The sequence below is a fragment of the Ramlibacter alkalitolerans genome (assembly GCF_016722765.1).
GTDB classification, from domain to species: domain Bacteria; phylum Pseudomonadota; class Gammaproteobacteria; order Burkholderiales; family Burkholderiaceae_C; genus Ramlibacter; species Ramlibacter alkalitolerans.
The window spans coordinates 230,572-249,648 of the sequence record NZ_JAEQND010000007.1; the positions used below are offsets into that span (position 1 = coordinate 230,572).

At 70.3% G+C, this 19,077-nt stretch carries 17 protein-coding genes; 12 read left to right on the forward strand and 5 right to left on the reverse strand.

Annotated features, from left to right (window positions below; genetic code table 11):
* Positions 1-81 precede the first annotated feature (81 nt).
* The 6 genes from JI746_RS14095 to JI746_RS14120 all read left to right on the forward strand — a co-directional run bounded on the left by JI746_RS14095 (position 82) and on the right by JI746_RS14120 (position 7,238).
* Positions 82-507 (forward strand): hypothetical protein, encoded by a 426-nt coding sequence (locus JI746_RS14095; protein WP_201690292.1) that lies wholly within the window; start codon positions 82-84, stop codon positions 505-507.
* A 71-nt stretch (positions 508-578) separates the two neighbouring features.
* On the forward strand, positions 579-977 hold the full coding sequence (locus tag JI746_RS14100) for a phage holin family protein (RefSeq protein WP_201690294.1): 399 nt from the start codon (positions 579-581) through the stop codon (positions 975-977).
* Positions 978-1,160: 183 nt separating this feature from the next.
* On the forward strand, positions 1,161-1,523 hold the full coding sequence (locus JI746_RS14105) for a hypothetical protein (protein WP_201690296.1): 363 nt from the start codon (positions 1,161-1,163) through the stop codon (positions 1,521-1,523).
* Between the two features lie 94 nt (positions 1,524-1,617).
* Positions 1,618-3,231, forward strand: a complete 1,614-nt coding sequence (locus tag JI746_RS14110; protein WP_201690298.1) for a rhodanese-related sulfurtransferase — start codon at positions 1,618-1,620, stop codon at positions 3,229-3,231.
* A 424-nt stretch (positions 3,232-3,655) separates the two neighbouring features.
* A complete protein-coding gene (locus JI746_RS14115) occupies positions 3,656-4,696 on the forward strand; it encodes a 3-oxoacyl-[acyl-carrier-protein] synthase III C-terminal domain-containing protein (RefSeq protein ID WP_201690300.1) in 1,041 nt (346 codons plus the stop codon).
* 16 nt (positions 4,697-4,712) lie between these two features.
* Positions 4,713-7,238 carry an ATP-binding response regulator gene (locus JI746_RS14120; protein WP_201690301.1) on the forward strand — a complete coding sequence of 842 codons (2,526 nt, stop codon included), beginning with the start codon at positions 4,713-4,715 and terminating at the stop codon, positions 7,236-7,238.
* Between the two features lie 10 nt (positions 7,239-7,248).
* On the opposite strand, the gene JI746_RS14125 is transcribed toward JI746_RS14120, so the two are convergent.
* The 5 genes from JI746_RS14125 to JI746_RS14145 all read right to left on the reverse strand — a co-directional run bounded on the left by JI746_RS14125 (position 7,249) and on the right by JI746_RS14145 (position 10,004).
* Positions 7,249-7,716, reverse strand: a complete 468-nt coding sequence (locus JI746_RS14125; protein WP_201690302.1) for a hypothetical protein — start codon at positions 7,714-7,716, stop codon at positions 7,249-7,251.
* Positions 7,717-7,744: 28 nt separating this feature from the next.
* Positions 7,745-7,933 (reverse strand): hypothetical protein, encoded by a 189-nt coding sequence (locus JI746_RS14130; RefSeq protein WP_201690303.1) that lies wholly within the window; start codon positions 7,931-7,933, stop codon positions 7,745-7,747.
* 87 nt (positions 7,934-8,020) lie between these two features.
* Positions 8,021-8,416 carry a DUF3037 domain-containing protein gene (locus JI746_RS14135; RefSeq protein ID WP_201690304.1) on the reverse strand — a complete coding sequence of 132 codons (396 nt, stop codon included), beginning with the start codon at positions 8,414-8,416 and terminating at the stop codon, positions 8,021-8,023.
* Positions 8,394-9,209, reverse strand: a complete 816-nt coding sequence (locus JI746_RS14140) for a HipA family kinase (protein WP_330893004.1) — start codon at positions 9,207-9,209, stop codon at positions 8,394-8,396. Before JI746_RS14140 ends, JI746_RS14135 begins: the two co-directional genes overlap by 23 nt.
* Positions 9,210-9,224: 15 nt before the next feature.
* Positions 9,225-10,004: a FadR/GntR family transcriptional regulator gene (locus JI746_RS14145; protein ID WP_201690305.1), complete on the reverse strand. Its 780-nt coding sequence runs from the start codon at positions 10,002-10,004 to the stop codon at positions 9,225-9,227.
* Positions 10,005-10,191: 187 nt separating this feature from the next.
* Between JI746_RS14145 and JI746_RS14150 the strand changes: the two genes are divergently transcribed.
* The 6 genes from JI746_RS14150 to JI746_RS14175 are packed head-to-tail and all read left to right on the forward strand — an operon-like array spanning position 10,192 to position 19,075.
* Positions 10,192-13,002 (forward strand): FAD-binding and (Fe-S)-binding domain-containing protein, encoded by a 2,811-nt coding sequence (locus tag JI746_RS14150; RefSeq protein ID WP_201690306.1) that lies wholly within the window; start codon positions 10,192-10,194, stop codon positions 13,000-13,002.
* A 53-nt stretch (positions 13,003-13,055) separates the two neighbouring features.
* Positions 13,056-14,822 (forward strand): L-lactate permease, encoded by a 1,767-nt coding sequence (gene lldP / locus JI746_RS14155; RefSeq protein ID WP_201690307.1) that lies wholly within the window; start codon positions 13,056-13,058, stop codon positions 14,820-14,822.
* A 15-nt stretch (positions 14,823-14,837) separates the two neighbouring features.
* The gene (locus JI746_RS14160) at positions 14,838-15,632 is read left to right on the forward strand and encodes a (Fe-S)-binding protein (protein WP_201690309.1); all 795 of its coding nucleotides are present in this window, start codon (positions 14,838-14,840) and stop codon (positions 15,630-15,632) included.
* Positions 15,633-15,643: 11 nt separating this feature from the next.
* The gene (locus JI746_RS14165) at positions 15,644-16,360 is read left to right on the forward strand and encodes a LutC/YkgG family protein (protein ID WP_201690310.1); all 717 of its coding nucleotides are present in this window, start codon (positions 15,644-15,646) and stop codon (positions 16,358-16,360) included.
* Positions 16,357-17,829, forward strand: coding sequence for a LutB/LldF family L-lactate oxidation iron-sulfur protein (locus tag JI746_RS14170; RefSeq protein ID WP_201690311.1), 1,473 nt, complete (start codon positions 16,357-16,359; stop codon positions 17,827-17,829). The genes JI746_RS14165 and JI746_RS14170 overlap by 4 nt, the downstream gene beginning before the upstream one ends.
* 46 nt (positions 17,830-17,875) lie before the next feature.
* Positions 17,876-19,075: a hypothetical protein gene (locus JI746_RS14175; RefSeq protein WP_201690312.1), complete on the forward strand. Its 1,200-nt coding sequence runs from the start codon at positions 17,876-17,878 to the stop codon at positions 19,073-19,075.
* Positions 19,076-19,077: the final 2 nt, after the last annotated feature.

A 19,077-nucleotide genomic window follows, 5' to 3' on the forward strand; every position in this document is an offset into this window, starting at 1 on the left:
GCAGCCTACAGCCCCATGACAGCCCTAAAAGGGGGAAGATTACGCCGGCCGGCCCCGGCCGGACGTCCTGGAGGAACACGCATGCGCATCCGGGATCACCCAGAAAGCACGGCAGCGCTCCTGCTGGTGGGTATCGCTGCGTTCCACGCCATGTTCGACGCCGCCGGCGGGTGGCCCCAGGGCGCCCTGCTGGCCCGGCCGGTGCTGCGCCCGCTCCCGCCGGTGGGCAGCAGCGCGCGCAAGGACATGGACTGGTGCCTGCAGAACGTCGCCATCATCCACGATGTCTACTGGGCCAGCGCCTGTGTCGTGGCTGCGCAGCAGCAGGACGCGCGGCGCGTCGCCTGCCTGGCGTCTCACCCCGGCAAGGACCACGCATGCGAGACCGGCCTGGGCCCGCCGGACGACTCCTCGGACTGCACCCTCCCCGACCAGCGCGCCGGCGAACTGAACGTGGCGCGCGCCAAGGCCGAACAGCAGTGCATGGACGAAGCGGCGGCACGGTAGGAGCCTGGGCGGCACCAGCAGAGGCCACTCGGCCCAGCGCTGCCCGCCGAGCCGGTATGCTCGCCGCACGCATGTCGCATCTCGTCCCTTTCCTCCTCCACTGGGGCATCACGGCCCTGTGCCTGTGGGCCGCCAGCTACGTCTTCAAGGGCCTGCGCTTCGACGGCGGCCGCGCGCTGGCCATCTCCGCCCTGCTGCTGGGCCTGGCCAACGCGGTCGTGCGACCGGTCCTCGTGGTGCTGACCTTCCCGCTCACCCTGCTCACCTTCGGACTGTTCCTGCTGGTGATCAACGCGCTGATGCTGATGCTGGTGGCCGGGCTGGTGCGCGGCTTCACCATCCGCGGCTTCGGAACGGCCTTCCTGGCCAGCATCTTCATCGCCGTCCTCAGCCTGGTGATCGGCTCGCTGGTCAGCCTGGGCGATCCCGGCTCCGAGGTCCAGTTGCCGCGCGGGACGGTCTGGCTCTGAGCCGGTGCGACCGCGCTTCCGGGCGGAGCAGGAAATTCGTTCTTCCATGATCTGCCGCAAGGTCTCGTGTCGCTTCGGAGTGACTTGCGGAAGAGCATCGGCCCGCCTGAACCGAAATCCGCGAAGCGCCAGGAAAACGCGGGGCGCACGGCCTGCGGTGAACCGACAGCCCTAGACTTGCGCATGGACACCTTCAGCCTGTCCGCCCCACGCGGCTTGCCCTACCTGCTGGTCGAGGTCTCGGGTCCGGCGAACCTCGCGGAGCTGTGCGCCTGCATCGACTTCGCGGCGGAACTGGCGCACCGCACGAACCGCAGCCGCGCGCTGCTGAACCTGCTGCAGGTGGAAATCGCCCTGAGCTTCACCGAGCACCTGCAGCTCGGCTCCCATGCCGCCGACCGCCTCAAGGCGCTGGAACGCGTCGCCTCCGTGGTGCCGGCCCGGTACCGCACCGGCAGCAGCGAAAAGGCAGCGCAGAAGAGCGGCCTGCACCTGCGCACCTTCACGGACCTCGACGAAGGCCTGGCCTGGTTGATGGAGCACTGAGCAGCGGCGCCAGGACACGGCCTTCCGGCGCCGTGACCCGATCCCTGTCGCGATTCGCCTTGGCAGGTCGGCGCGCGAGTGCTGGAATCGCACCATGACTGCGCCTGTGCCCGCCCCTTCGATTCCCGCCACACCCTCCCTGCGCGTGCGCGAAGCCCTGCTCGCGCGACGCGAGATCGCGCTGCTCGACGTGCGCGAAGAGGAGCCGTTCGCCAGCGGGCATCCGCTGTTCGCGGCCAACCTTCCCATCGGACGGATCGAAGTGGACGCGTGGACCCGCATTCCCCGGCTGGCGACCGACATCGTGGTGTACGACGATGGCGAAGGGCTGGCGCCAGTGGCCGCACGCCGGCTGCAGGCGCTGGGGTACACGCAGGTTTCGCTGCTCGCCGGCGGGCTGCAGGGGTGGCGCGCATCGGGCGGCGAGCTGTTCATCGACGTCAACGCGCCGAGCAAATCGTTCGGCGAGCTGGTGGAAAGCGTGCGCCACACGCCCTCGCTGCCGGCGCAGGAAGTGCAGGCGCTGCTGGCCGGCGGAGCGGACGTGGTGGTGCTGGACGCCCGGCGCTTCGACGAATACCGCGCCATGAGCATCCCCGGCGCGATCAGCGTGCCGGGCGCGGAGCTGGTTCTGAAGGCGCGCGCGCTCGCGCCCGATCCGGCCACCCGCATCATCGTCAACTGCGCCGGCCGCACGCCCAGCATCATCGGCACGCAGTCGCTGGTGAATGCGGGGCTGCCGAACCCGGTGGCGGCCCTGCGCAACGGCACCATGGGCTGGCTGCTGGCCGGCCAGGACCTGGACCACGGCGCCAGCCGGCGCGCCGGCCCGGTGGACCCGGCGCTGCGCGAGGCAGCCGCGGCAGGCGCGCGCGACGTGGCGCAGCGCGCCGGAGTCCGCGTCGCGAGCGCGCAGGACCTGCGGCTGTTCCTGGCCGAGGCGGCGCGCACGACCTACCTGTTCGACGTGCGCACGCCGGAGGAATTCGAGGCCGGCCACCTGCCCGGTTTCCGCAGCACCCCCGGCGGCCAGCTGGTGCAGGAGACCGACCACGCCGCGCCCGTGCGCGGCGCGCGCATCGTGCTGGTGGACGACGACGGAGTGCGCGCGAACATGACAGGCTCCTGGCTGGCCCAGATGGGATGGGAGACCTGGGTGCTGCAGGCAACGCCCGCGGACTTCACCGAGCGCGGGCCGGTCGTGGCCCGCACGCCGGAGCCGCAGGGGCCGCTGGCGTGGATCACGCCGCTGCAACTCGCCGAAGGCCTGCACGATCCCTCGGCGCCAGCCACGGCCGTCCTCGACTTCTCGCCCAGCGCGCGCTACGTGACGGGCCACGTTCCCGGCGCCTGGTTCGTGCTGCGCTCGCAGCTCGCGCAGGCGCTGCAGCGGCTCGGGGGCGTGCAGCGCTGCGTCCTCACCTGCGGCGACTCCGCGCTCGCGCGCCACGCGGCCAGCGAAGTCGGCGCACTGTGCCCGGGTGCGCAAGTCCGCGTGCTGGAGGGCGGCAACGCCGCGTGGACCGCCGCCGGCCTGCCGCTGGAGGCCGGCGAGACCCGGCTCGCCTCGCCGCGCATCGATCGCTACCGTCGTCCCTACGAGGGAACGCAGGCCTCGCGGGCCGCGATGCAGGCCTACCTCGATTGGGAATTCGGCCTCGTGGCGCAGCTCGCGCGCGACGCCACGCACGGCTTCCGCGTGATCTGAGAAGCGTGCGCCGCCGGGCGCCCGTCCCCTTGCGCAGCATCAACACCCGTGGAGCGGGCGCAGTGTTTACTTTCGAAGCACGCGCGAATCCCGCTGGCGCGAGGGAGTGACCGTAGTACGAAATGCAGCGTTCGACGCAGGCCGGGAGGGATTCTTCCGCGCACGATCGTCGAGGGAACGAGGCGTTGGCGGCGGGCGTGAAAAAATGCATGCCGCACGCGTGCGCAGCGTCAGCGGATGCGAAGGCTTCCGAGTGGATCACGCACCCATGTCACGTAAAATGGCGCAGCGCAAGCCAGCCTCTCGTTCCCGCTCGAGGAACCGCAGCGCCGCTGCTGCGATGGCCCGGTGCCGCCGCAACGCCCTCCCGCCATGACTCACGCGACCCGATCGATCCGGGTCGCACGCTTCCTGTTTGACGCACATGATCATTGAAAACGTCGCCGCCAGCTTCCCGAAGAGACGGGTCGACAACGACGATGTCGTGGAGCTCGTTCGCCACTACTCCTCCGGCTACCAGGGTGACCTCGAGAAGATGCTGCGGGTCGTCAAGACCCTGCTCGATCGCAGCGGCCTGGTCGCGCGCAACTGGCGCGCGCCGGGCGAGCGGCCCATCGACCATCTCTCGTCCGCGGTGCAGGACGTGCTCGAAGGTTCGGGCCTGCGCTGCAGGGACATCGATCTCCTGGTGTACGTCGGCATCGGCGGCGGCTTCCGCGAACCGGGCAACTCGTACATGGTCGCCAACACGCTGGGCATGCACAAGGCGCAGTGCTTCGACATCGTCGATGCCTGCATGAGCTGGACGCGCGCGCTGTCGCTCGTGGACAGCCTGTTCAAGGCGGGCAAGTTCCGCAACGCGCTGGTGGTGAACGCCGAATTCAACATGATCGAGGGCATGGCGGGGTTCCCCGAGAACTACGCGGTGCGCAACCTCGACGAGATGAACTACCTGCTGCCCTCGTACACCATCGGCGAGGCGGCCACGGCCACGCTGCTGCTGCCGCACAAGCCAGAGAATTTCTCGGTCGCCTTCCAGTCCCGCCCCGATCTCGCGCACCTTTGCATGATCCCGACGGCCGGCTACCAGGGCTACTACGAGGTCAACAAGGCCGTGGCGGCGCTCGGCGAGGGCCGCTTCACCGCGCTGGGCACCGAGCTGCACGATGCGCTGGCCGAGGAGATGCCGGCACTGATCCGCGCCGCCGGTGCGTACCCGCAGAACGCGGATGTCGTCTTCACGCACTCCTCCTCCATGCCTGCATGGACCGGGGTGGGCAAGCGCTACGGCTTCGCCGAGAAGATCTTCCACATCTATCCGCAGACCGGCAACGTGGTGTCCGCCTCGATCCCGGCGGCCATGGCCATGGCCCGGCGCGCCGGCAAGCTGTCCAAGGGGGACGAAGTGATGTGCCTGATGGGAAGCGCCGGGATGTCCTTCGCGCTCACCAAATTCGTCTTCTGAGCGCGGCGAGCCCCACGTGCTGAGAGACCTGTTCCGCAGCTTCGCGGCCGCACTGCGGGCGAGCACCAAGGCGTCCGGCCGCAGCATGATCGTGGCCAGCGCGGTCGGCACCGCCATCTACACCGGCTACGGCATCCTGTGGCTGTACGTCACGCCGGTCGAATACGAGAGCTTCGGCCTGCGCTCGATCGGCGTGCTGCTGTGCCTCGCCGTGTGCCTGAGTCCCCGCTGGCCGGCGCGCGCCAGGCCGCTGCTGCCCTGGGTCTGGTTCGCGGCAGTGCTGTACGCGCTGCCGTTCTACTCCACCTACCAGCTGCTCGGAAGCAACTACTCGGTGCTGCGATCGATGCTCGAAGTGACGATGGTGTTCTTCGTCATCGTCATCTTCCCGCACTACCTGCTGGCCCTCGTGAACATCGGGGCCGGCATCGCGCTCGGCGTCCTTGCGGGCTGGCTCACGATCCCGCACTTCGACACCCTGAACCACGCGATCGTGAAGTCCGTGCACGTGCAGGCCATGGTCTACAGCGTGGCGGCCGGCCTGCTGTTCATGCGCAACAACCTCAAGGCGCTGCTCGGGCAGCAGAGGGTGGAAACGCTGCAGGACCTGGCCGGTTCGATCGCGCACGAACTGCGCAACCCCCTGGGCCAGTTGCGCTACCGGCTGGAGAGCATCAGCCGCAACCTGCCGCGGCCCACCGCCGACGGCCGCGACGTTGCCATGCCGGTGCGGGAACTCGACGCCGTCTACAAGGAGCTGACCCAGGGCAAGCTGGCGATCGACCGCGGCATGCAGATGATCGCCATGACGCTGGACGAGATCCACTCGAAGCCGCCGGACACGTCGAACATGCGCTATCTCTCGGCGGAGCGGACGACGCGCAAGGCCGTGGACGAATTCGGCTACGAGAGCCCGACCCACCGCCTGCGCGTGGATCTGCGCGTCGCGGAAGACTTCGTGTTCAAGGGCGACGAGACGCGCTACATCTTCATCCTGTTCAACCTGCTGAAGAACGCCCTGCACTACTTCGGCGACCATCCCCGGGCGCGGGTCACCATCACCGTCGGCGGCCAGTGCGTGACCTTCGAGGACACCGGGCCCGGCATGACGTCGGACGTGCTGGCCCATGTGTTCGAATCCTTCCAGACCTCGGGCAAGGCGGACGGCACGGGCCTGGGCCTGTCGTTCTGCAAGCGCACGATGCTCGCGTTCGGCGGCGACATCGCGTGCGAGTCCGAGCCGGACCAGTTCACCCGCTTCGTGCTGCGGTTCCCGGTCGTCGCGCCCGCCGACATCGCCGCGCACGAAGCGCGCGTGCTGGAGCAGGCCAGGATGGCCTTCGCGGGCAAGCGGGTGCTGGTGGTGGACGACGTGGCGGCGCTGCGCAAGACCACCCGGTGCATGCTCGAACCGCTGGGCGTGCAGGTCGCGGAGGCCGAGAACGGGCAGCAGGCCCTGGACGTCCTGTCGCAAGGCCCCTTCGATGCCATGGTGCTGGATGTGTCGATGCCCGTCCTGGACGGCTATGCCACGGCGGAGAGCATCCGCGCCGGTCGCATCCCCGGCATGGCGCGGCTGCCGATCGTGGCCTACACCGCCGAATCGCCCTACGTGGCGCGCGCCAAGCTGGAGCGGGTCTCGGTCGATGCCCTGGTCCACAAGCAGTGCTCGCAGGTCGAGCTCGTGGAGGCGCTCACCCGCGCGTACGACCACGCGCGGCGCGGCGAAGACACCGACCTCGCGGCGGCGGGCCTGGCGGGCAAGACGATCCTGCTGGTCGACGACCAGGAGTTCAACCGGCGCTACCTGCGCTTGCTCCTCGAGGAGCGCCGCATCGAAGTGGTGGAAGCCTCGGACGGTGCCGCGGCGCTCAAGATGCTCGAGCTCGTGGCCGTGGACGCGATCATCACCGACATCCACATGCCGGTGCTCGATGGCTTCGGTCTCGCGCGGGCGGTGGGCGCCTCCGCCCTGTCTCCCAAGCCCGTTCTGATCGCACTGAGCGCGCGCGACGACCAGACGGCGCTTGCCAACGCGCGCGCCGCCGGCATCGGCGCGCTGGTTTCCAAGCCCGCCGAACCGGGCGAACTCCTGGGCGCGCTCGCCAGGCAGCTGGCAGCGCGGCCCGAGGCGCCGCTTTCCCCCCGCGAGACGAAACCGGCGACCCCCGACGCCGCGGCCAAGGAACTGCTCAATTTCAACCGGCTCGAGAGCCTGCGCCGCATCGGCATGATCGACGAGGCGGTACCCGAGGCGCTGCAGGCCACTCGCGTGCTGCTCGGCAAGCTGCAGGATCCGGTCGCGCGCCGCGACCTGGAGTCGGCCAGGGAACTGCTGCATTCGCTGATCGGCATCTGCGGCGACGTGGGAGCGCACGCGCTGCACCAGAAGATGCGCTCCACCTACGCGCTGCTGATCGAGCACCAGCAATGGCCGGCGACGGGCTGGCACGAAGAGGTCCTCGACCTGCTCGTGCACACGGGCCGTGCCATCCAGGAACGCTACCTGCAGCAGATGGAGCCGACGGCGGGCCTGCAGTAGCGCGCCTGCTTCAGTCGCGCTCCCGCAGCAGCCAGGAGCCGAGCGCGATGCCGCCGGCAATGGCAGCGAATACGGTGACCATGGAGCCCCGGGACAGCCGGTGCTCGAAACCCGGCGTGAGCCGCCTGGGCACCAGCGTGTAGTCGATCGCCGCCGCGGCCACGCTGGTCGCCAGGCCGCCGACCAGCGCCTCGGGCACCCGCTGCGGGGCCTTGCGGTCGCCGCGCACCAGCGCGTACAGCGTCGCCCAGAACACCGTGGCCAGCTGGTGCGTGACCAGGCCGGTGAGCGTGTGCCGCCAGCTGGCGCCGTCCGCGCGCAGCGACTCGTCGCCCCAGAGCCAGTGGCTTTCCGCATTCACCGGCGCCAGCGCACTGCCGGCATCGCGCTTGCCTCCCACCAGCAGCATGGCCGCGGAGAAGAGGCCGGCGAGCGTGCCGGACACCAGTCCCTCGCGCAGCGTGCGGTTCCAGTCCATGTCGCACCTCCTTGGGCGGCAGCAACCCCTACTTGCCCGTGCGCGCCTGCGGTGGCGCCGTGCAGGAGCGCTTGGTCACGTCGCGGATGCATTTCTTCAGGAATGCGGCCCTGGCCGTGTCGCTCGCCGTCCGCTGGGCCGCAGGGGCGGGAGCGGCAGCCGGCCATGCTGGCGCCGCCAGTCCTGCAGCCATGACGAGGCAGAGAAGCTTGCGCATGAAGGCCTCCGCGAAAGAGCTTTCAGCGTAGCAAAAAACCGCGCCGGCGGGGCACGCCACCTTCCATGGGCCGCGCGGCCCGGCCGTTCAGCGCACCGGCCGGCGCACCATGCGCTGCAGCAGGTGCTCCAGCGCGGCTTCGAGATCGGTACAACGGCCGGAGTGGACCGGCGAGGTCTGCAGGATGGTGCTGCGCGGCGCCACCAGCCAGTCGAAACGGGCGCGCAGCGGCAAGGCGCCGATCGGCCCGGCTTGCGGCCCGCCTTCGCAGATGCGCACGAAGGCCTCCAGCGCGGCCGAGACGGTGGCGAGGTCCGCCGCCGGGTCGAGCGCGAGCAGCCGTGCCTCGTCGAGCTCGACGCGGGCCTTGAGGAAGCCGCGCGTCGTGCTGCAGACCAGCACGCCCGCATTGATGCACTCGCCGCGCTCCACGTGCGGAAGGACGCGGATCAAGGCGTAGTCATACGCGCAGGGATCGTGCACGGACGGCCTCCTGCGTGAAGATGGGCGACGCCTGCACGCGCGCCACGAGGAAATTGCGGTACGCCTCGCGCTGGCGTGCCGGCTCGGCGAAGGTCTCGGTGTCGGTCAGCCAGGCATCGGGAATCCGGTCCACCGCACGCGCAATCACCTGCTCGGAAAGCAGCGGCCGGCACTCCGCGTCCGCCGCTTCCAGCGCGGCTGCCTGCGGCAGCAGCACGTGGTCCTTGATGGGCGCGAACGGGGACCGGCTGCGCGCCATGTAGTCGTCCCACTGGTGCTGGAAGTACAGCGACGCGCCGTGGTCGATCAGCCAAAGGCGCCGGTGCCACAGCAGCATGTTGGTGTTGCGCGCGGTGCGATCGACGTTCATCACGCAGGCATCGAACCAGACGATGCGCGAAGCAAGCTGCGCATCGGGCTGGTGCACCAGGGGATCGTAGGCCAGCGCGCTGGGCAGGAAGTCCAGCGCCAGGTTCAGGCCCACGCTGGCGCGGATCAGGTCCTGGATCTCGGGGTCGGCCTCGGTGCGCGCCAGGTCTGCGTCCAGCTCCATGAACACGATCTCGGGCACCAGCAGACCCAGGACCCGGGCCAGCTCGCCCGCCACCAGTTCGGCGATGAGCGCCTTGGGCCCCTGCCCCGCACCGCGGAACTTCAGGACATACAGGCCGTCGTCATCGCCTTCGACGACGGCCGGCATCGATCCGCCTTCGCGCAGGGGCGTGACGTAGCGGGCCGCGGCAACGGTGCGCAGCGGCGGTCCTGGCAGCGGCCCGGGTTCGGAGGAAGGCATCCGCGCATTGTGGACTCACTCGTGCTCGGGCAGGGTCGCGTTCGCGCTGCGGCGCAGGGCCACGGCGCGCCGCTCCTGGGCCAGCGCGTTCTCCTCCATCGACTGGCGCACGAAATCGATGTGGGCCCGCGTGGCCCGTGCGGCGTCCTCGGGCCGGCGCTCGCGGATGGCCAGCCAGATGTCGCGGTGCTGGCCGCGCAGCTGCTCCCAGCGGTGCGGCCTGGGATGCAGCGCCCGCAGGTTGTCCGAGATGTGGCCGTGCGACACCTTCATGAGACTGGCGCACAGGTGGCTCACCAGCACGTTGTGCGAGGTCTCGGCGATGGCCTGGTGGAAGCGAAGGTCGGCGTCCACGCACTCGTCGAGCGGCGCGCCGTCGTATTGCGCCTGCAGCGTCGCGTGCGCGGCGTCCAGCAGCTGGATGTCGACATCGGTGCAGCGATCGGCGGCCCAGTAGGCCGCCTGCGATTCCAGCAAGGCGCGGAATTCGAGCATGTCGCGGTGCACGTCGGGGTGGCCGGCCAGCATCTGCACCCAGGGATCCGTGAAGTGGGCGGCCAGGCGGTCGGTGACCTGCGTGCCCCCGCGTTCGCGCGTGTGCAGCAGCCCCTTGGCCACGAGCCTGTGGATCGCTTCCCGCACGGAGGGTCGCGAGACGCCGAGGCTCGCGGCCAGTTCGCGCTCCGACGGCAGGCGGTCGCCGGGCTTGAGCGTGCCTTCGAGGATGCGCTGTTCGATGCGGGTCGCGATCGCGTCCGAAAGCCGCGTGGCCCGCTCGCTGGAGGTGCTTGTCACGTTCGAATCTCCTGGTCCGACCAGCGAAGCGTAGCCGTTCGGGCGCCGATCCCTGGCCTGACCAGGAGCGTGACTTGAGCTTCGTCAATTGCACTGCTGGTCTGACCATCTTTGTAAGTTTGCTTTGGAGCTTTCACGCGAAGATCGTTGATCACTTGGTCTGACCAACAAGAAAACTGGAGACGACATGCGCGGCGCAGCAAGCACCCGGGACAGTGAGATCGCCTCGGCCCTATGCGCCGTGCTTCCGGCGCGGCAGGTGGTGGCCGATCCCTTGCGGCGGCTCGCCTATGGCACCGACGCCAGCTTCTACCGCCTCACGCCTGAAGTGGTCGCGGTCGTCGAATCCGAAGCCGACGTGCAGGCGGTGCTGCGCACCGCGCGCGCCCACGGCCGCCCCGTCACGTTCCGCGCGGCCGGCACCAGCCTCTCGGGCCAGGCCGTCACCGACGGCGTGCTGGCGCTGATCGGCGAAGGCTTCGCCACCTGCGAGATCGCCGACGGCGCGGCCAGCGTGCGACTCGGCCCCGGCATGGTGGGCGGCGACGTGAACGCCCGGCTCGCACCGCACGGCCGCAAGATCGGCCCCGACCCGGCCTCGATCGCCACCTGCAAGATCGGCGGGATCGCCGCCAACAACGCCTCTGGCATGTGCTGCGGCACGGCGCAGAACAGCTACCACACGCTGGCGGCGATGCGCGTGGTGCTCGCCGACGGCACGGTGCTGGACACCGGCGACGGTGCGAGCGTGGCCGCGTTCCGCCGCAGCCATGGCGAGCTGCTCGCCGCGCTGGCGCGCATGGGCGCCGAGACGAAGGCCGACGCCGCGCTCGCCGCGCGCATCCGGCACAAGTACCGCATCAAGAACACCACGGGCTACAGCCTCAACGCGCTGGTCGACTTCGACGATCCCGTCGACATCCTCACGCACCTGATGATCGGCTCGGAAGGCACGCTCGGCTTCATCTCGCGCATCACCTACGACACCGTGGCCGACGATCCGTGCAAGGCCAGCGCGCTGGTGTTCTTCCCCACCATCGAAGGCGCCTGCCAGGCGGTGCTCGGCTTGCGCCAGCTGCAGGTCAGCGCCGTCGAACTGCTCGATCGCGCCTCGCTGCGCTCGGTGCAGGACAAGCCGGGCATGCCCGCCGTGATGCGCACGCTGGGCGATGACGCCGCGGCGCTGCTGGTCGAAGTGCGCGCGCAGACGGCGCCTGCGCTGCAGCTGCGCATGGACGCCGCGCTCGGCGTGCTGGCGCCGCTGCCGACGCTGGAGCCGGCGCAGTTCTCGACCGACCCGGCCGTCTGCGAAAGCTACTGGAAGGTCCGCAAGGGCACCTTCCCCTCGGTGGGCGCGATGCGCCGCACCGGCACCACCGTGATCATCGAGGACGTCGCCTTCCCGGTGGAGTCGCTGGCCGCCGCGACGCTGGACCTGCAGGACGCGATGCGCCGTCACGGCTACGACGAAGGGATCATCTTCGGCCACGCGCTGGAAGGCAACCTGCACTTCGTCTTCACGCAGGACTTCTCCGATGCGGCCGAGATCGAGCGCTACGCCCGCTTCATGGAGGACGTGTGCACGCTGGTCGTCGACAAGTACGACGGCTCGCTGAAGGCGGAACACGGCACCGGCCGCAACATGGCGCCCTTCGTCGAGCGCGAATGGGGGCCGCAGGCCACGCAGCTGATGCGCCGCATCAAGGCGCTGTTCGATCCCGGGACGCTGCTGAATCCAGGCGTGATCATCGACGACGATCCGCAGGCGCACCTGAAGAACCTCAAGCCGATGCCGGCGGCGGAGGAGATGGTCGACCGCTGCATCGAGTGCGGCTTCTGCGAGCCGCTGTGCCCCTCGCACAAGCTCACCCTGTCGCCGCGCCAGCGCATCACCAGCTGGCGCGAGCGTTCGCGGCTGCACGCCGCCGGGGAGTCGACCGCCGAGATCGACACCGCCTTCGGGCCGCTGGGCCTGGACACCTGCGCCGGCTGCGGCCTGTGCGCCACCGCCTGCCCGGTCGGCATCGACACCGGCAGCCTGGTGCGCCTGCTGCGGGAGCGGCGCACCGGCCCGGTCAAGCGCGCGGCGGCCCGCTGCACCGCCGACCATTACGACACCTTCGCGAGCGCGTCGCGCCTGGGACTGCGTCTCGGCCACGCCGCCGCGCGGGTGGTGGGCGACGGCCTGCTCGCGCGCGTCTCGCGCGGCGCCTGGAAGCAGCAGATGCCGCGCGCGAGCCGGCCCGTCGTCACCCCGCGCCCGCACGCCGGCGACCCGGTGGTCTATTACCCGACCTGCGGCGGCCGCATCTTCGGTGACGGCACGCCCGGCCAGGCTTCGCTGCACGAAGTGATCACCACGCTGCTCACGCGCGCCGGCTACGCGGTGCGCCTGCCGCAGCACGTGGAGCGCCTGTGCTGCGGCCAGATGCTTTCCAGCAAGGGGCGCCCGCAGGAGGCCGACACGATGGCCGATGCGCTGGCCGAGGCCCTGCTCACGGCGGCCAGCGACGGCCGCGGCGGCTTCCACCCGGTGGTGATGGATGCGAGCGCCTGTTCGCTGCGCATGAAGAAGCACCTGGCCGGCCGGCTGCAGGTGCTGGACTTCCACGAGTTCGCGCACGATGCACTGCTGCCGCGGCTGCGCATCCGCCGCAGCGCCGGCCCGGTCGCCCTGCACGTGAACTGCAGCGTCCGGCGCTCGGCCTCCGACGACCAGCTGCGCCAGGTGCTGCGCGCCTGCACGAGCCAGGTGGTGGAGCCCGCGGGCGTCAACTGCTGCGGCTTCGGCGGCGACCTCGGCTTCACCGCCCCGGAACTCAACGCCCACGCGCTGCGCCACGTGCCCGCGCAGCTGCCCGGTGGATGCTGCTCCGGCGTCTCCACCAACCGTACGTGCGAGATCGGCCTGACCGACCACACCGGCCGCCCCTACCGCTCGATCGCCTACCTCCTGGAGGTATGCAGCCGTCCCGACACCGTCGACGCCGCCTGCTGACCTCCGCCCCTCCCACCCTCCGCCCCCTTCCAACGTCCGAGGAGACTCTCCCCATGCAAGCCTGGCAGCAGATCTACGATCCGTTCGGCAACCTCTGGTTGTCGGCGCTGGTCGCCGCGATCCCCATCATCTTCTTCTTCGTGGCGCTGGCGATCCTGCGCATGAAGGGGCACATCGCGGGCACCATCACGGTCCTGCTGTCGCTGGGCGTGGCGGTGTTCGCCTACGGCATGCCCGCCGACATGGCGCTGGCCTCGGCCGGCTACGGCTTCTTCTACGGCCTGTGGCCGATCGCGTGGATCATCGTGACCGCGGTGTTCCTCTACAAGGTCACCGTCAAGACCGGGCAGTTCGACATCATCCGGGCTTCGGTGGTCTCGCTCACCGAGGACCAGCGGCTGCAGATGCTGCTGGTGGGCTTCTCCTTCGGCGCCTTCCTCGAAGGCGCGGCGGGCTTCGGCGCGCCGGTGGCGATCACCGCGGCGCTGCTGGTGGGCCTGGGCTTCAATCCGCTGTACGCGGCGGGCCTGTGCCTGATCACCAACACCGCGCCGGTGGCCTTCGGTGCCATGGGCATCCCGATCATCGTGGCCGGCCAGGTCACCGGGATCGATCCGTTCCACATCGGGCAGATGGCCGGCCGCCAGCTGCCGCTGCTGTCGATGATCGTCCCGCTGTGGGTGATCATGATGATGGACGGCTGGCGCGGCGTGCGTGAAACCTATCCGGCGATCCTGGTGTGCGGCGTGTCCTTCGCCGTCACGCAGTTCCTCACGGCCAACTACATCGGCCCGGAGCTGCCGGACATCACCTCCGCGCTGGTCAGCCTGATCTCGCTGTCCGTGTTCCTGAAGTTCTGGAAGCCGCGCCGCATCTTCCGCTTCGAGGGCCAGGAAGTCGTCGTCAAGGCCGAAAAGCATTCGTTCGGCGCGATCCTGAAGGCCTGGTCGCCGTTCGCCATCCTGACCATCGTCGTGACGATCTGGTCGCTCAAGCCGTTCAAGGCGCTGTTCGCCAAGGGCGGCATGCTGGCCTGGACCGTGATCAACACCTCGGTGCCCTTCCTCGACAAGCTCGCCATCAAGATGCCGCCGATCGTCAAGGCGGCCAGCCCGTACGCCGCTTCCTATTCCTTCAACTGGCTGTCGGCCACCGGCACCGCGATCCTGATCGCCGCCATCATCAGCCTGGTGCTGCTGCGCATGCGCGCCAAGGACGCCGTGCTCGAATTCGCCGGCACCTTCAAGGAACTGGCCCGCCCGATCTACTCGATCGGCATGGTGCTGGCCTTCGCCTTCATCGCCAACTACTCGGGCCTGTCGGCCACGCTCGCCCTGCTGCTTGCCGGCACCGGCGTCGCGTTCACCTTCTTCTCGCCGCTGCTCGGCTGGCTGGGCGTGTTCCTGACCGGTTCGGACACCTCCGCCAATGCCCTGTTCTGCAACCTGCAGGCGACCACCGCGCAGCAGATCGGCGTGCCCGATACGCTGCTGGTCGCGGCCAACACCACCGGCGGCGTGACCGGCAAGATGATTTCGCCGCAGTCGATCGCGGTGGCGACGGCGGCCGTGGGCTTGGTCGGCAAGGAATCGGACCTGTTCCGCTTCACCGTCAAGCACAGCCTGCTGCTGGCCACGCTGGTGGGCATCATCACGACGCTGCAGGCCTACGTCTTCCCGTGGATGATCCCGGGCTACACGGGCCAGGGCGCGTCGCTGCCGGCTGCCGCCAGTTCGTCGGCGCCGATGTGGCTGGCCGCCGCCGCCGGCGTGCTGGGTGCCGCCGTGCTGATGACGGTGTTGCGCCGCCGGCGTGCCTGACGCCAGGGGTCTCCCATGAGCACGCGTCCCGCGACCGTGTACTTCTTCTCCACCTGCGTGGTCGACCTGATGGCACCGCAGGCCGGAGTGGATGCGATCCGCCTCCTGCAGGAGGCGGGGATCGAAGTGGTGTTCCCGCAGGCGCAGAGCTGCTGCGGGCAACCCGCCTACAGCTCGGGCTTCTTCGCCGAGGCGCGCGGCGTCGCGCAGTCGCAGCTGGCGATCTTTCCGGAGCGCTGGCCGATCGTGGTGCCGTCCGGATCCTGCGCCGGGATGATCAAGCATCACTGGCCCAAGCTGTTCGCCGACGACCCCGCGTTGCAGGCGCGGGCGCAGGACATCGCCGACCGCGTCGTCGAATGGAGCGCCTTCGCGCAGGAGGTGCTGGGGCTCGCGCTGCCGACGCCCGCGGTGCCCGCGGCACGCCCGCTGCGCGTGGCGTTGCACACCTCGTGCAGCGCACGCCGCGAGATGGGCACGCACGTGCCCAGCGAGGCGCTGCTGCGCACGCTGCCGGACGTGGAAGTGGTGCAACCGGTGCGCGTCACCGAATGCTGCGGCTTCGGCGGCACCTTCTCGGCGCGCCATCCCGACATCTCCGGCGCCATGGTCTCGGACAAGCTGGACGCCTTGCGCGACACCGGCGCGGACGTGGTGGTGAGCGCCGATTGCGGCTGCCTGCTGAACCTGCACCACGCGGCCGAGAAGCGTCGCGCCGCGGGCGAGGCGCTGCCGCGCATGGTGCACCTGGCGAGCTTCCTGCGCGAACAGGGCGGCGCCGAAGACGCCGCGCAACGCGTCACCGACTGAGCATCAGCACCATGCCCTTGCCCGACACCCGCCCTGCCCGCCGCGCCATCTTCGCGGCGCTGCGCGCCGTCCCCACCGCGCCGCTGCCGGCGCCGGACCTCACCCCCTACTTCGAGAGCGCCTTCGGCCGCGGTCGGGTCGGGCCCCGCATCGATCCGGCCAGCTTGTGCGAGCCCTTCGAAGCCGCCGCCCGGGGCTGGCGCGCCGACGTGATGCACGCCCGGCCGGACGACTGGCCCGGTGCGGTGCGCGAAGCGCTGGTGCGGCGCGGCCTGCGCAGCGTCGCCATCGGCGCTGGCTCGCCCCTGCAGCCGGGGCTGGACCAGGCGCTGCAAGGCCTCGTCGTGCGACGCTTCGAGCAGCGGCTCGAAGACTGGAAGGGCGAATTCTTCGACACGATCGAAGCGGGCGTGACGAGCACCGTCGCCGGCATCGCCGACACCGGCACGCTGGTCCTGTGCCCGGGCCGGCACGAGCCGCGCTCGCTCTCGCTGGTGCCGCCCGTGCACGTGGCCGTTCTGATGGCCAGCCGACTGCACGCCAGCCTGCCGGCGGCCATCCACGCGCTGTATCCCGGCGAGCGCCCGCCCGAGCTGCCGACGAACCTGCTGCTGGTGACCGGACCCTCCAAGACGGCGGACATCCAGCAGGTCCTGGCCTACGGCGCGCATGGGCCGAAGGAGCTCGTGATCGTGCTGGTCGACGATCTCACGGAGTCCACGCCATGAATCCGGCCACCCCTGCCGACGCCCACGGCCACGCCGCACCCCTGCACTTCGTCGACCCGCGCCGCTTCAAGGAGAACGCGCGCGAGGCCGTCAACGCCGCGCACCTGCGGGCCAGCTTCCGCAGCGCCATGGATTTCCTGCAGGTCAAACGCGCGGCGCACTTCGGCCAGCCGCAGACCTTCGAGCCGCTGCGCCACGTCGGCCAGGAAATCCGCCGCTACAGCCTGTCGCGGCTGCCCGACCTGCTGGAGCTGCTGGAGCGCAACCTGGCGGCCCAGGGCGTGCAGGTGCACTGGGCGGCGACGCCCGCGGAGGCGAACGCGATCTTCCTGGCGATCGCCCGCGATGCCGGCGCGCAAGGCATGGTCAAGGGCAAGTCGATGGTCAGCGAGGAGATCGAGCTGAACCACCGGATGGCGGAGCACGACATCGACTGCCTCGAGTCCGACATGGGCGAGTACATCGTGCAGCTTGCCGGCGAGCGGCCCAGCCACATCATCATGCCGGCGATCCACAAGACGAAGCAGCAGATCGCGCAGCTGTTCGCCGACGAGATCCCGGACACGCCGTACACGGAGGACGTCGACGCGCTGATCGCCATCGGCCGCCGCGTGCTGCGCAACGAGTTCCGCGATGCCAAGGTCGGCGTTTCCGGCGTCAACTTCATGGTGGCCGAGACCGGCACGCTGTGCCTGGTGGAGAACGAGGGCAACGGCCGCATGTGCACCACCGTGCCCGACGTGCACATCGCGATCACCGGCATCGAGAAGGTCGTCGAGCGCTTCGAGCACGTGTTGCCGCTGTTCAACCTGCTCACGCGTTCGGCCACCGGGCAGGCGGTCACGACCTACTTCAACGTGATCACCGGCCCCCGGCGCCCCGGCGAGCTCGATGGGCCGCGCGCGGTGCACCTGGTGCTGCTGGACAACGGCCGCACGCAGGCCTGGCGCGACGCCGAGTTCCGCTCGACGCTGCAATGCATCCGCTGCGGCGCCTGCATGAACCACTGCCCGGTGTACGCGCGCATCGGCGGCCTGGCCTACGGCACGACCTATCCGGGGCCGATCGGCTCCATCATCTCCCCGCACCTGCTGGGCCTGGAGCCGACGCAGGCGCTGCCGACGGCAAGCAGCCTGTGCGGTGCGTGCGCGGAGGTCTGCCCGGTCGGCATCCCGATCCCCGAGCTGCTGATGCAGTTGCGCCATGCCGCCCGGCACGATGCCCTGCCCGGCCACGCGCCACTGGCTGGCCAGGGGGCCGCCAAGGACTGGAAAGAGGCGCTGGCGTGGAAGGCATGGGCCTGGCTCAACCAGCGGCCGGCCTGGTACGGGCTTGCGGTGCGGATCGGCCGCGCGCTGCGCGCACTGACGCCTTCACGGCAGGCCGGATGGACCGCGCATCGCACGCCGCTGAAGCTGGCGAGGCGCGGCTTGCGGGACCGCTTGCCGCAGGACGTGCGCCGCAGTTAGGAGCAGGCGCTGTGGACGGCCGCGGCGTTTGCTGGGAACATCGTTCATGGCCGCCACGCTCCCAGCCTCGCTGCTCGACGTCATCCTCGGCCTGGAGTTCGGAGCCACCGAGCCGGACGCGAGCAATCGTTTCTCCCTCGACGGCATCGCATGGAGCACGACGCCCGATGGCGGGCGCGAGATCGCGATCCGCAGGATCGAAGCCACGGCGCTGCGCCTTGCCTCGGGGGCGCTGGTGCTGGAGGTGGGCCGGCTCGCCCTGCACAAGCTCGTCGGCCAGGTGCACATCGGGCAAGGCAGGCCGCGCCTGCGCAGCCTGCAAGCCGCCAAGGCCGAACTTTCGGGCGTGAAGGTCCATGGACCGCTGGTGTTCCCGCCGCCAAGCAAGGCCGACTTGCACACGCCGCCCGCCGGTTCGGCCGCACAGCCCGCCGGCAACGCCACGACAGGCGAAGGCCCCGCTGCGAGGTGGTGCCTCGGCCCACTCGCCGAAGCCGAGGGCACGCTGCGCGCGAAGATCGTGGATGCGCACCTGCTGTTCGACGCCGACGTGACGGTTCCCATCCGCCAGGGGCAGGTCGACTTCAACGACGCGACCGTCGAACACGTCGGGCCGGATTCGCGCATGGGCGTCAGCCGGCTCGGGATCTACGTCGACGCGCCCAACGGCCGCAGCTACCTGTGCCAGTTCCCGTCCACGCCGGTGGGCGGCGTGGAATACGAGCGGCGGGGTGCCTTTCTCGGGGCGCTGGTTTCGAATCGGGGCAAACTGCTCCTGCAGGCCTTTGCCGAGGGGTTGCTGCGGCAGGCGCGCGCCGGCCAGGGACTGGGGCTGACGGAGCAGGCGCGGCTGCTGTTCGACCGCACTGCCGTCTCGGGAAGCGTGCAGCTCGGCGACGGCCGCTTCACTGCGCCCGGCGTGCGCGCCGAGGTGGTGGGCCGCGCCGAAGGCCGCAACATGGTCCGCATCCACTCGGAGTCCGTGGGCCGGGGCCTCACCCTCGAACTCCCCGGCTTGTCGGTCGGGCACGCCGAGGTGAACGCCAGCGGCCTGCACATGGCGTGCGATCAGGTCACGGGGGCGCTGCTGCTGCGGCTGCTCGTCGAGCGCGCGCAACTGCGCTTCGCCTTCGAGCTGGCGAGCATGGAGATCACCGGGCTGAGCCTGCCATCCGCCGGGCCGTCGTCTGCGCAGGAGCCGGATGCAGGAACGGCGCCCCGCGGCGCCGTTCCTGAAACGCGCTGAGG